Origin of the sequence: Flavobacterium agricola (assembly GCF_025919725.1) — a bacterium.
In the GTDB taxonomy this organism is placed as follows: domain Bacteria; phylum Bacteroidota; class Bacteroidia; order Flavobacteriales; family Flavobacteriaceae; genus Flavobacterium; species Flavobacterium agricola.
This window is the reverse complement of record NZ_CP081495.1, coordinates 1783982-1797883: the sequence shown is the minus strand read 5'-3', so window position 1 is coordinate 1797883 and position 13902 is coordinate 1783982. Positions and strand designations below refer to the sequence as shown.

Genomic DNA, 13902 nt, shown 5'->3' with positions numbered 1-13902 from the left:
ATGAGTTTTAGGCGATTTAACTATTTTTTGCCATATTATTCACTTCCTTTTTTGAAAAAAAAACGTTATTTTAATAGTCTGTTTCTTACTTCATTCGATTTTGTTTTTACTTTTTCTGTTTTTTTTAAATCGCTAACAATCAGTGTAATTAGGTGTTTGAATGGGGTTTTGCGTTTTTGTTGATAATTTTTTCTAACATTGTGGGAAAATGTGGTAAAAAGTGGAAAAAAAAATATATTTTTGTATATAACCTAATCTAAATTCTGCAGGATGATAGGATTTATTGGTACATATGAATGTAAGATCGACGCAAAGGGCAGGGTTTCAATACCTTCTGCCCTAAAAAAGCAGCTACCAAACCTAGAAGCAGGTTTTGTAGTAAAGCGATCTATATTCGAAAAATGTATCGAATTGTATCCAATGCAGGAGTGGGAAAAGATTGCCGCTAAGTTAGGCCAGCTAAATCAGTTCACTAAAAAGAACCAACAATTTGCCAGAATGTACCAGGCAGGAATGAAGGTGATTGAAATTGATGATGCAGGCCGTTTTTTATTAGCAAAAGATTTAATTGAGTACAGCCAAATTTCTAAAGATATTGTTTTAACAGCCAATTTAAATCATATCGAAATTTGGGACAAAAATTTATATGAACAAGCCATTGCCATGACCGACGAAGATTTTTCTGATTTAGCCGAGCAGGTAATGGGAGATTTTAATGGAGATGAATTTAGAATATCATAACCCCGTATTGTTGAAAGAAACTGTCGATGGCTTAAATATTAAGCCCGATGGTGTGTATGTAGATGTAACCTTTGGTGGTGGGGGGCACTCGCGTGAAATTCTTTCGCGTTTAGGTCCAAACGGTAAATTATTTGCTTTTGATCAGGATTTAGATGCTTTAGCTAACGCGCTTGACGATCCTAGATTTGTTTTAATTAATGAAAACTTCAGATACATCAAACGTTTTTTACGTTTTCATAACGTTCGTGAAGTTGATGGTATTTTAGGAGATTTAGGTGTTTCATCGCATCAATTTGATGTTGCCGAACGTGGGTTTTCTACACGTTTTGAAGCTGAGTTAGATATGCGTATGAATCAAAACGGTGATATTTCTGCGTACAATGTTGTTAACGAGTACGACGAAGTGGAACTTAAAAATATTTTTGCTGAATATGCTGAACTAACCAATGCGCGTGCTATTGCTCGTACCATTGTTGAAGCACGCGAAAAAGAACCGATAAAAAACTCAGAGCAGTTAAAAGCTGTTTTAGCTCGTTTTTTACCCGCACCGCAGTAATAAAATTTTAGCTCAAATTTACCAAGGTATTCGTATCGAAGTAAATCAAGAAATAGAAGTTTTAAAAGAATTTTTAGTTCAATCACTAGAAATTTTAAAGCCAGAAGGCAGATTAAGCGTTATTTCGTACCATTCATTAGAAGACCGATTGGTAAAGCGCTTTATTAAAAATGGCATGTTTGAGGGCGAACCTGAACGTGATATGTTTGGCCGTTTTGAAGTGCCTTTTAAAAGCATAGGTAAACTAATTGTTCCGACTGAAGAAGAAATTGAACGTAACAATAGGGCACGTAGTGCAAAATTAAGGATTGCAGAAAAAAAGTAAAAAATGAATAAAGAAGTTATATATGATTTTCTAAAAGCGAAGCAGCTTTCTGGTAAAGATGCATTTGCCCGCTGGAAGTTTATATTATTTCTTTTGCTGTTAGGTATTATAATGATTGCCAATTCGCATTGGTACGAAAGCAAAGCCATTCAAATCATTCAACTAACAGAACAAGTTAAGGAACTACGATCAGAATTTGTAGACAAACGTTCTGAATTGATGGAAATGAAAATGGAATCCAGCATTTCTAGAAAAATGGAACGCAAAGGTATTTATCCATCTGAGGTAGCTCCGGTTAAAATTAAAGTAAAAGATAATACTAGTAATTTTTTTGAAAGGTTATGGGAGTAAATAAAAAAAGCTCTTTTAGTACCGGACGTTTAGTACTAGTTGTTGCATTTATTTTAATAATTGCTTTGGGCGTATTATACAGATTGTTTTTAATTGTTGGACCCGAAGGTGAAGATTATCGTGAAATTGCTCGAAGCCGAACCATTCGCGAAATAGAAGTTCCTGCAAATCGTGGAAATGTTTATTCTGCCGACGGAAGCTTATTAGCAACATCGGTCCCAAAATATACCATAAGCTTTGATGCTGTAGCACCAAGTACCGAAAATTTTACAAAGTACTCGGCAGGTTTGGCAGATTCGTTGTCGGTAATGTTAGGTGGGCACCGATTAGATTGGTTAGAAAAATTACGTAAAGCACGTAGCGCTGGTAAAAGGTACTATTTTATAACACGTAATTTAAGTTTTACTGATTATTCCCGCATTAAAAAGTTTCCGCTTTTTAATCTTGGCGCCAATAAAGGCGGAATAATTGTAGAAACTAAAACCATTCGCGAGCATCCAATGGGTAAAATTGCCGAAAGGACAATTGGTGATTACCGAACAAATGCAGACGGAACCATTAATCCAATCGGGATTGAAGGTTCTTTTAATAAAGAATTAAGTGGTGAAAATGGTTTTCAATTGATGCAAAAATTTGCACGTTCACAATGGAAACCCATCAGTGATTTTAACTATAAAGAACCGGTAGATGGTTACGATATTGTTTCAACCATTGATGTTTACATACAAGATATTGCTCATCATGCGCTTTTAAAGCAATTAGTTAAGTATGATGCAGATCACGGCTCGGTGGTGGTTATGGAAACCAAAACGGGCGAAGTAAAAGCTATTGCCAATTTAGGCCGCGGATCTTTAGGACAATATTATGAAAGAATGAATTACGCCGTGGGCGAAATTCAGGATCCAGGTTCAACCTTTAAGCTATTTTCTATGATGGCTTTGTTAGATGATAAAAAGGTTGATACCGCTCAGGTCTTTGATAGTTTTGATGGAACGTATAAAATACACGGTTATTCGGTTCGAGATTCCAACCGCCGCGGATATGGTAAAATATCATTAGGTAAAGGATTCGAAAAATCGTCAAATACCGTAATAGTTCAAGCCGTTTATGATGCGTACAAGGATAATCCGAGTCAATTTGTAAACCGAATGAATGATATGGGGCTAAATAAACCGTTAGGAATTCCGATTGTGGGAGAAGGTAAACCGCTTATTCCACAGCCAACAGATAAAACTTGGTCAAGCATTTCTTTACCATGGATGGCATACGGATACGGAATTAATTTAACGCCTTTGCAAATGTTAACTTTTTACAATGCCGTTGCAAACGATGGAGAAATGATTAAACCTTTGTTTGTGAAAGAAATTAAAAAGTGGAACAAAAGCATTAAAAAGTTTGATAAAGAAATCATTCATCCCAAAGTTTGTTCAGACGAAACTTTGGCTCAGTTGAAAGATTTGTTAAAACGAGCTGTAGAACACGGAACCGGTAAAAGTTTGTATTCGCCTAATTTTTCAATGGCAGGTAAAACCGGAACCGCTCAGGTTGATTACCATAAAGGAGATAATCAAATGTACTACGCCTCATCTTTTGCTGGGTTTTTTCCGGCAGAAAACCCAAAATATTCGTGCGTGGTGGTTATTCATAAACCAAATCCAAAACGTGGTTATTATGGTGGTGATGTAGCAGGCCCGGTTTTTAAACGAATTGCTCAAAAAATATTTACTGATGTACCTTCTACCAATGAAATTGTGAAGATTAATGAGGTAGTAGATAAACAAAAGTTAGAATACGATAAATACACCCAATTGCAAGCCAATGCTAAAACGGTGCCTAATTTAAAAGGCGTAGCAGGTATGGATGCAATTGCAATTTTAGAAAATTTAGGTTTTAAAGTTAAACTGTCTGGTAACCCAACCGGTAAAGTTAAAAAGCAATCTTTAGCTCCTGGATCTAAAATTGTTCCAAACACAACAATAATATTAGAATTTGCGTGAAAGTATTAAAAGACATATTATATAAAGTTGCCATTCAGGCAGTGCATGGATCAACACATATCGAAATCAATAAAATTGTTTTCGATTCTAGAAACGTGAATGCGCATGATGTGTTTGTTGCTATTAAAGGAACATTAACCGACGGGCATCTTTATATTGATAAAGCAATTGCTTTAGGTGCAAAAGCCATAATATGTGAGCAGCTTCCGGAGCAGTTACAACAACAAATAACATATGTTGTGGTACAAAATGCAAGCGAAGCTTTGGCTTATATGAGCGCAAATTATTACAACGAGCCGTCAAGCAAATTAAAATTAGTTGGCGTAACGGGTACCAACGGCAAAACAACGGTAGCAACTTTGTTGTATCAATTGTTTACCAATGCGGGGTATAAAGTCGGTCTTATTTCTACTGTAAAAATATTGGTTCATACTACCGAATATAAAACCAATCATACCACGCCCGATAGCGTTTTAATAAATTATTATTTAAACGAAATGGTAACTCAGGGCTGCGAATTTTGTTTTATGGAAGTAAGCTCGATCGGAATTGATCAGCATCGTACAACAGCTTTAGATTTTGCTGGCGGAATTTTCACCAATCTTTCGCACGATCATTTAGATTATCACCATTCGTTTGCGGCGTACCGCGATGCTAAAAAAGCATTTTTTGATCAGTTATCTAAAAATGCTTTTGCAATTACCAATGCAGATGATAAAAATGGTGCGTTAATGTTACAAAACACAGCAGCTAAAAAATTTAATTACGCCATTAAAACGTATGCAAATTATCAAGCAAAAATTTTAGAAAATCATTTTTCAGGTTTGTTGTTACGAATCGACAATCACGAAGTTTGGTCTAAACTGGTAGGTAATTTTAATGCATATAATTTATTAGCTATTTATGCTACGGCGATAAATTTAGGTTTACCTCAAGCCGAAGTCTTGCGATTAATAAGCGAATTAAATAGCGTTACAGGGCGTTTTCAATATGTTGTTTCGCCAAATCAAATCACAGCAATTGTAGATTATGCACATACGCCAGATGCGCTAGAAAATGTGTTAAAAACAATTAAAGAAATTAGAACAAAGAACGAAAATATAATTACGGTGGTTGGTTGCGGTGGCGACCGTGACAAAACTAAAAGACCGGAAATGGCAAAAATTGCTGCACAATATAGCAATAAGGTAATTTTTACGTCAGATAATCCGCGTACCGAAAATCCACAAACCATTTTAGATGAAATGGAAAAAGGAGTACCGGCCGAATATTTTAATAAAACCTTGAGCATTTTAGACCGAAAACAAGCTATTAAAGCCGCGTGTCAAATGGCAAATGCAAAAGATATTATTTTAATTGCCGGCAAAGGGCATGAAACGTATCAAGAAATTAATGGCGTGCGCCATGATTTTGATGATTTTAAAATTGTAACTGAATTTTTATTTGTAAACCAATAAGCTAATGCTTTATTATTTATTTGATTATTTACATAAAGTGACCGATTTACCAGGAACTGGGGTTTTTAGATACATAACCTTTCGTTCGGGTTTAGCCATCATTTTATCCTTATTAATTTCTACCATTTTTGGTAAAACAATTATTAACTATTTGCGCAAGTTGCAAATTGGCGAAACCGTTCGCGAATTAGGTTTACAAGGACAAACAGAAAAAGCAGGAACCCCTACAATGGGTGGGCTAATCATTATTTTAGCAACCTTAGTTCCGGTTTTATTATTAGCTAAGCTAAATAACGTTTATATTATTTTAATGATTATTACCACCGTTTGGATGGGAATCATTGGTTTTTTAGACGATTATATTAAAGTATTTAAAAAAGATAAAGAAGGATTAAAAGGCCGATTTAAAGTAATTGGTCAAATAGGTTTAGGTTTAATTGTTGGGTTTATTTTGTATTTCCATCCTGCCGTAACAGTTAGAATGGATACAGCAAAACCAACAACGGTTTTAACTCAAACATCAAATGTAATTACAGACGCAAGTATTTCTGGCCCTGTAAAAATGTACGCCGAAAAATCAACTGCAACAACCATTCCGTTCTTTAAAAATAATGAATTTGATTATGCTGATTTATTAGTTTGGTTAGGAGATGGGTATGAAAATTATGCTTGGATCATTTTTATTCCAGTTGTAATTTTTATCATTACAGCCGTTTCTAACGGTGCCAATTTAACCGATGGGATTGATGGCTTAGCAGCCGGAACATCGGCCATATCGGTTTTAGCATTAGGTGTTTTTGCCTTTGTTTCTGGTAACATTGTTTTTTCAAATTACCTTAACATTATGTACATCCCTAACATTGGTGAACTCAGTATTTTTATCGCCGCCTTTGTAGGTGCCTTAGTTGGTTTTTTATGGTACAACACCTATCCAGCTCAGGTTTTTATGGGAGATACCGGAAGTTTAACCATTGGTGGTATTATTGCAGTTTTAGCAATTGCTGTTCGTAAAGAACTTTTAATACCAATTTTATGTGGAATATTTTTAGTAGAAAACTTGTCAGTAGTAATGCAAGTAACCTATTTTAAATTTACGAAAAAGAAATATGGCGAAGGGCGACGCATTTTTTTAATGGCACCGTTACATCACCATTTTCAGAAAAAAGGATTGCATGAAAGTAAAATTGTTTCACGCTTTTGGATTGTAGCAATTTTCTTAGCAATTTTTTCATTAGTTTCTCTTAAGCTGCGCTAATTACGTATGAAAAAGTTGGTTGTTTTAGGCGGTGGCGAAAGCGGAGTTGGAACGGCTATTTTAGGTCAAAAATTAGGCTATCAAGTTTTTGTGTCTGATTTCGGAACTATTTTAGATAAATATAAAAAAGAACTTGATGTGCATCATATTGCGTGGGAAGAAAAGCAACATTCTGAATCGGTTATTTTAGCTGCTGATTTGGTAATGAAAAGTCCAGGAATTCCTGACAAAGCGCCCATTGTTCAAAAATTGATTGCAAATCAAATACAAATTGTTTCAGAAATAGAAATTGCTTCTCAACATTCCAAAGCGCAAGTAATTGGAATAACCGGAAGCAATGGTAAAACAACCACCACGTTGTTAACCCATTTTATTATGGAACAAGCCGGAATAGATGCAGGTTTAGCCGGAAATATTGGAATGAGTTATGCACAACAAGTTGCTGAAAATGATAAAGCCATTTATGTGCTCGAGTTAAGTAGTTTTCAGTTAGACGGAATAGTAAATTTCGCTCCCAATATTGCTGTGTTAGCCAATTTAAGTCCAGATCATTTAGATCGATATCATTACAATTATGACGAATATATCGCTGCTAAATTTAGAATTACTGAAAATCAAACCGCATCCGATTTTTTTATTTACGATGCAGATGATGTAGAAATTCAACGCTGGTTTAAAACGCATCAAACTCAAGCTAAAAAATTACCGTTTTCATTAACTCAAAAATTTAATGAAGGCGCTTTTTTAGAAAACAACCAAATGGTTGTGGTTATTAACCAAAAACGTTTTACTATGAGTACAGATAATTTATCGGTAAAAGGCAAACACAATTTAAAAAATGCTATGGCAGCTGCAACGGTAGCTAAAATTCTTGACATTCAAGACGAATCGTTACGTTCAAGTTTAGCAAATTTTAACGGCGCTGAACACCGATTAGAAAAAGTACTTAAAATTCAAAACGTACAATATATTAACGATTCTAAAGCAACTAATGTAAATGCCGTTTTTTTTGCTTTAGATAGCATGACAACGCCAACCGTTTGGATTGTTGGTGGGGTAGATAAAGGAAACGATTATTTAGAATTGATGCCTTTAGTACGTGAAAAAGTAAAAGCTATTGTTTGTTTGGGGGTAGATAATAAAAAAATTATTGAAACCTTTAAAGATGTAATAGATACAATTGTTGAAACCGATTCCATGGATGAATGTGTAAAAACTGCACATGCATTGGCAGAGCCCGGAGATACCGTTTTATTATCACCAGCTTGTGCAAGTTTTGATTTGTTCGAATCGTATGAAGATCGTGGAAGAAAATTTAAAAACGCCGTTCAAAATTTATAATCAATAATGATAAGTTTGTTTAAAAGAATAGTTGCTGGCTTACGTGGTGACAAAACCATTTGGGTTTTAGTAACCTTGCTTGCACTGTTTTCTTTCATGCCGGTATTTAGTGCAAGTGCAAACTTATCGTTGGTAATTAAAAAACGGAACTGTTTATTCGCATTTTTTTAAACACGCGTTGCACGTAAGTATTGGGTTGTTTTTTGTTTACTTGGCTAGTAAAGTAAAGTACCAAAAGCTAACTTATATTATCTATTTTTTGTTGCCTTGTGTTTTTATATTACTGGTTGTTACTGCTCTTGGAAATAATGTAATTGCCGGTGCAAATGCCAGCCGTTGGATTAAGGTACCGTTTATAAACGTAACCTTTCAGCCTTCTGCAATGGCCTTTGTTATTCTAAATATGTATATCGCGCATTATTTAGCCAAAAAGGCAGATAGTAAAACGCCGTTCGATTTTAAACGTTCTTTGTTGTTATTGTGGTTACCTATTGCAGCTTTTGTTGCAGTAATTATTCCTGCAAATTTATCTACAGGAGTTTTGTTGTTAGCAACCAATATTTTGTTGATTTTTTTAGGAGGATATCCGATTAAATATTTGCTTAATGTTGCCGGAATTACAGCTGTTTTAGTGATTTTATTAGTGGCATTAGCAACTATTTTTCCAGACAAATTGCCCTCTCGTTTTTCTACATGGAAAGCGCGTATAGAACGCTTTACGGCAGATGATGAGAAGCAAGTAGATAATTATCAAACTGAAAATGCAAACATTGCTATTGCAACCGGTAAAGTTTTTGGTTTAGGACCGGGTAAAAGCGTTCAACGAAACTTTTTACCGCAATCTTCATCCGATTTTATTTTTGCAATTATTGTTGAAGAATATGGCTTATTTGGCGCATTTCTATTAATTTTTGTTTATCTCAGCTTGTTTTTCAGGTTTATAATCAATTCCATAAAAGTAACCGATTCCTTTGGTAGGTTATTAATTTACGGATTAGGTTTTCCAATCATCATTCAAGCTTTTGTAAATATGGGGGTAGCCGTGCAATTGTTTCCTACAACGGGGCAACCATTACCTTTAATTAGTAGCGGTGGTACGTCAATCTGGATTACTTGTGCTTCAATCGGTGTTATATTAAGTGTAACTGCTCAATTAAGCCCTAAGAAAGAAGTTGAAAAAACAATTAAGAAACCAGAGAAAAATGAAGCAGAATTTAATCCAACCGACGAACAAGTTGCAGAAGCTTTTAGCGTGGTAGAAAAAAATGCGTAACTAAATGAGTAAAAAATATAAAATATTAATAAGCGGTGGTGGTACAGGCGGACATATTTATCCGGCAATTGCCATTGCTAACGAAATAAAAAGTCAGTTTCCTGACGCCGATTTGCTTTTTGTTGGAGCAAAAGATAAAATGGAAATGCAAAAAGTACCGCAAGCGGGCTATGCAATTAAAGGCCTTTGGATTAGTGGAATTCAACGCAAGTTAACGCTAAGCAACCTTATGTTTCCTTTCAAGTTAATTTCAAGCTTATGGAAATCGTATGGTATCCTACGTCAATTTAAACCCGATGTAGTTGTTGGTACGGGTGGTTTTGCTAGCGGAGCTGTAATGCAGGTTGCAAACTGGATGCATATTCCAACGGTAATTCAAGAGCAAAACTCATATCCGGGCATTACAAATAAACTTTTAGCTAAAAAAGCAAAAGCTATTTGTGTTGCGTATCCAGATTTAGAGCGCTTTTTTCCGAAACAGCTGATTCGTATAACAGGTAATCCGGTACGTTCAGATATTGCGACAAGCCAATCGGTAAAGCAACAAGCGCTTCAAAACTTTCAGCTTGAACCTAATAAAAAAACACTTGTTGTTTTAGGCGGAAGTTTAGGTGCACGTGCTATAAATGTTTTGGTAGCAAATAATTTAGAATTTTTTAAAAATCAAAATTTACAAGTGCTTTGGCAATGTGGTAAATTTTATTTTAACGAATATAAAAAGTACAACGATCCGGCAAACGGCATTCAAGTACTCGATTTTATTGAAAGAATGGATTTAGTTTATGCTGCTGCAGATTTTATTATTTCACGTTCGGGCGCATCATCGGTTTCAGAATTAGCTTTAGTAGCAAAACCTACTATTTTTATTCCGTCACCAAACGTTGCCGAAGATCATCAAACTAAAAATGCTCAAGCAATTGTTGATCAGCAAGCTGCACTTTTAATAAAAGAAAAAGATTTAGAAAATAGTTTTAAACCTATTTTTCAGAATCTAATTCAAAATACCGAGTTGCAACAAAGCATGAGCAGTAAGTTTAAAAGCTTAGCCAAGCCCAATGCAACCAAAGAAATTGTAAAAAATATAATAGAATTAATTTAAGTTCTTAGAATTTCAAAATGAAGTTAGCTAATATTGAAAATGTATATTTTGTAGGAATTGGCGGAATCGGAATGAGCGCTATTGCCCGATATTTTAAAAATATTGGTAAAAATGTTGCGGGTTACGATAAAACACCAACGCAATTAACACAAGAATTAATTGCTGAAGGAATTGAAATTCATTTTACTGATAATTGCGATTTAATTGCACCCCAATATAAAAATCAAGCCAATACATTGGTTGTTTATACGCCGGCTGTACCAAAAAATCATAGTGAATTAAATTATTTTTTAGATCACGGTTTCGAGGTTAAAAAACGTGCCGAAGTTTTAGGAATTATTACTAAAGATACGTTTTGTTTTGCTGTGGCAGGTACGCACGGTAAAACTACAACATCAAGTATTTTAGGTCATATTTTATATGCTTGTGGCGCTGATGTTACTGCTTTTTTAGGCGGAATTGCTGAAAACTACCAAACCAATTTAATTGGTAACGGAAAAACGGTTACCGTGGTTGAAGCCGATGAATTTGATCGATCGTTTTTACAACTGCATCCTAATTTAGCTTGCGTTACATCTATGGATGCCGATCATTTAGATATTTATGGTGATGAGCAACATGTAATTGATTCGTTTAACGAATTTGCAAACAAAGTAGACGCAAATCATTTGTTTATTAATCAAGGCGTTCCGTTGCAAGCCATAACTATTGGAATTAATGACGATTCTAATTTTAAAGCAACAAATGTTAGAATAGAAAATGGTTGGTATGTATTTACCATTGTAACACCAACTCAGCAAATAAACAATGTAAAGTTTGCCTTACCTGGGCATCATAACTTAACCAATGCTTTAATTGCTTTTGCTATGGCGTACACGTACGGAATTGATTCAGAAAAAATTGTTGCTGCATTAGCTACGTTTAAAGGGGTTCGTCGCAGATTTTCATACCAAATACGTTCTGAAAAATTTGTGTTTATTGATGATTATGCACATCATCCAACCGAAATTAATGCGGTGCACCAAGCAGTTCGCGAATTGTACCCAGGTAAAAAAGTGTTAGCTGTATTTCAGCCGCATTTGTATTCGCGCACACGCGATTTTATTGATGGCTTTGCCGAATCGCTTGCCAAATTCGATCATTTGTTTTTGTTAGATATTTATCCCGCTCGCGAATTACCTATTGAGGGCGTTACCGGGCAATGGTTATTAGATAAAGTTGATAACACAAATAAAAAATTAGTTGCTAAAAACGAATTGATTGATGCAATTGTAAAGGCTGATTTTGATGTGCTGGTAACCATTGGTGCGGGTGATATTGGTGAAATGATTCATGATATTAAAAAAGCTTTAGATGCTAAAAAAAATTAAATGGATTGACGTTAGGTTAATTTTATTATTCGGAGTAATTTATTTTTTATATTCTTTTTCGGCTGATAAAAATGCCAGTCGCAGAGAATTACAAACACGTATTGATTTTGTAGGCGAAGATAACGTGTACATTACCGAATCTGAAGTAAACAAAATCATTCATGAAAATTTATCATTTAAAAGCAATTTAGATAAAAATTACAAGGCATTACATGAACTAGAAAATGTGTTGCAAAACAACGATAAAATAGAAACGGTTCATGTTTATAAAACCATAGAAGGTATTTTAGTTGCCCAAATATTGCAGAAAGAACCCGTAGGTAGGGTGTTTGCCAACGGAGATTCGTTTTACTTGGATAGAAATGGAAACACCATGAACACAACAAGTAATTATGCAGCTCGAGTGCCCATTGTAACTGGGGAAATTAACGAAACAACCCTTAAAGATGTTAATTTTTTGTTACAAAAGATACATTCTGATGATTTTTTGAAAAAAAGTATAATTGGAGTTAAGATTTTTCCTTCACGAAGTGTTATCTTAACAGACAGAAACTTCGATTTTCAAATTATTTTCGGAAATGTAACCGAAGTAGATAAAAAATTTAATAATTACAAAGCTTTTATACAACATACATTGCAAGATTCAATTGTAAACAACTACAAAGAAGTGAATTTAAAATTTACCCAACAAGTAGTTTGCAGTAAATAAAAAATGAATATGAGTAAGGAAAATATAGCTGTAGGATTAGATATTGGAACAACAAAAATTGTTGCCATTATTGGCCGTAAAAACGAGTACGATAAAATAGAAGTACTTGGTTTTGGCAAAACAAAAAGTTTAGGTGTATCACGTGGTGTTGTAAACAACATTACGCAAACCATCTCATCCATACAACAAGCTATTACAATGGCCGAGGAGGCAGCTGGAATGCAAATTAGCAACGTTGTTGCTGGTATTGCGGCAGCACATACGTAGTATTCAACACACCGATTATATTGTTAGAAATAATCTTGAAGATGTAATTGAAGAAAGCGATATAAACAGCTTAATAAATCAAGTTCGTAAGTTAACCTTATTAGCTGGTGAAGAAATTTTACATATTCTTCCACAAGAATTTTTAATAGACGGAACTTCAGAATCTAAAGAACCAATCGGTATGGCAGGTTTACGTTTAGAAGCTAAGTTTCACGTAGTTGTTGGACAGGCTTCATCAATTCGTAACGTGGGCCGTTGTATTAAAGAAGCGGGATTAAACCTTGAGGTTTTAACCTTAGAACCGCTTGCATCTGCAGATGCTGTATTAAGTAATGATGAAAAAGAAGCGGGTGTAGCTTTAATTGATATAGGAGGTGGAACTACAGATTTAGCCATTTTTAAAGATGGTATTATCCGTCACACCGCAGTAATTCCTTTTGGAGGTAACGCCATAACAGACGATATTAAAGAAGGATGTTCTATTATAGAAAAACAAGCTGAAGCCTTAAAAATAAAATTCGGATCTGCTTGGCCTGATTACAATCGCGATAACGAAATTGTTGCAATACCAAGTTTCAGAGGACAAGATCCTAAAGAAATATCATTAAAAAACCTTTCTCGTATAATTCACGCACGTGCTGCTGAAATTTTAGAGTATGTTTTTGATGAAATTAAAGCATACGGTTACGACGAACAACGCAAAAAATTAATTGCTGGTATTGTTTTAACAGGAGGCGGTGCCGAGCTAAAGCACATAAAAGAATTGGTTGAATATATTACCGGATTAGATACCCGTATCGGTCATCCGCAAGAACATTTAACCGACGAAGCACCAGATTTAATAAAAGGTTCATCTGGGCCAACTTACGCAACAGCAATAGGTTTATTAATGCGTGGAATCGAAAACAACGATATTACCTTACGTAAAGAACAAGAGCTAGAAAATAAAAAAAATAAAGCTACTCTACAAAATCAACTCGAAAAAACAGTTTTATCTACCGAAGATTCGTTAGAAGAAACCGAAGAAATCGAAATTGTAGAAACAAGCAAACCAGACCAAAAAGAAGAAATTAAAGTTGAAAAAACAAAACGTCCGTTTTATAAAAACTTGGTAGATAAGTTCAAAGATTTTATAGACAACGTTGATTAAACCGAAGGATT

The 13902-nt window shown here is 34.7% G+C and carries 10 protein-coding genes and 2 pseudogenes; all 12 read left to right on the top strand.

The genetic code is table 11. From position 1 onward, the window contains the following. Positions 1-270 precede the first annotated feature (270 nt). The gene (gene mraZ / locus K5I29_RS08970) at positions 271-741 is read left to right on the top strand and encodes a division/cell wall cluster transcriptional repressor MraZ (protein WP_264432639.1); all 471 of its coding nucleotides are present in this window, start codon (positions 271-273) and stop codon (positions 739-741) included. Continuing rightward, positions 716-1622: pseudogene (rsmH, locus tag K5I29_RS08965) on the top strand (16S rRNA (cytosine(1402)-N(4))-methyltransferase RsmH). The gene mraZ and the pseudogene rsmH overlap by 26 nt, the downstream one beginning before the upstream one ends. A 3-nt stretch (positions 1623-1625) precedes the next feature. Next, positions 1626-1973, top strand: coding sequence for an FtsL-like putative cell division protein (locus tag K5I29_RS08960; RefSeq protein WP_264432637.1), 348 nt, complete (start codon positions 1626-1628; stop codon positions 1971-1973). Further along, on the top strand, positions 1964-3970 hold the full coding sequence (locus tag K5I29_RS08955) for a penicillin-binding protein (RefSeq protein ID WP_264432635.1): 2007 nt from the start codon (positions 1964-1966) through the stop codon (positions 3968-3970). The genes K5I29_RS08960 and K5I29_RS08955 overlap by 10 nt, the downstream gene beginning before the upstream one ends. Beyond that, complete coding sequence (locus K5I29_RS08950) at positions 3967-5427, top strand: UDP-N-acetylmuramoyl-L-alanyl-D-glutamate--2,6-diaminopimelate ligase (RefSeq protein ID WP_264432634.1); 1461 nt, start codon at positions 3967-3969, stop codon at positions 5425-5427. The genes K5I29_RS08955 and K5I29_RS08950 overlap by 4 nt, the downstream gene beginning before the upstream one ends. 4 nt (positions 5428-5431) lie before the next feature. After that, entirely contained in the window at positions 5432-6682 is a 1251-nt protein-coding gene (mraY, locus tag K5I29_RS08945; RefSeq protein WP_264432632.1) for a phospho-N-acetylmuramoyl-pentapeptide-transferase, read from the top strand. 6 nt (positions 6683-6688) lie between these two features. Continuing rightward, a complete protein-coding gene (murD, locus tag K5I29_RS08940) occupies positions 6689-8023 on the top strand; it encodes a UDP-N-acetylmuramoyl-L-alanine--D-glutamate ligase (RefSeq protein ID WP_264432630.1) in 1335 nt (444 codons plus the stop codon). Between the two features lie 178 nt (positions 8024-8201). Beyond that, complete coding sequence (locus K5I29_RS08935; protein WP_264432628.1) at positions 8202-9296, top strand: FtsW/RodA/SpoVE family cell cycle protein; 1095 nt, start codon at positions 8202-8204, stop codon at positions 9294-9296. Between the two features lie 4 nt (positions 9297-9300). After that, entirely contained in the window at positions 9301-10395 is a 1095-nt protein-coding gene (gene murG, locus K5I29_RS08930; RefSeq protein WP_264432627.1) for an undecaprenyldiphospho-muramoylpentapeptide beta-N-acetylglucosaminyltransferase, read from the top strand. Between the two features lie 17 nt (positions 10396-10412). Further along, a complete protein-coding gene (murC, locus tag K5I29_RS08925) occupies positions 10413-11765 on the top strand; it encodes a UDP-N-acetylmuramate--L-alanine ligase (protein ID WP_264432625.1) in 1353 nt (450 codons plus the stop codon). Continuing rightward, a complete protein-coding gene (locus K5I29_RS08920) occupies positions 11749-12474 on the top strand; it encodes a cell division protein FtsQ/DivIB (RefSeq protein ID WP_264432624.1) in 726 nt (241 codons plus the stop codon). The genes murC and K5I29_RS08920 overlap by 17 nt, the downstream gene beginning before the upstream one ends. A gap of 9 nt (positions 12475-12483) precedes the next feature. Continuing rightward, positions 12484-13891: pseudogene (ftsA, locus tag K5I29_RS08915) on the top strand (cell division protein FtsA). The last annotated feature ends 11 nt before the right edge of the window (positions 13892-13902 follow it).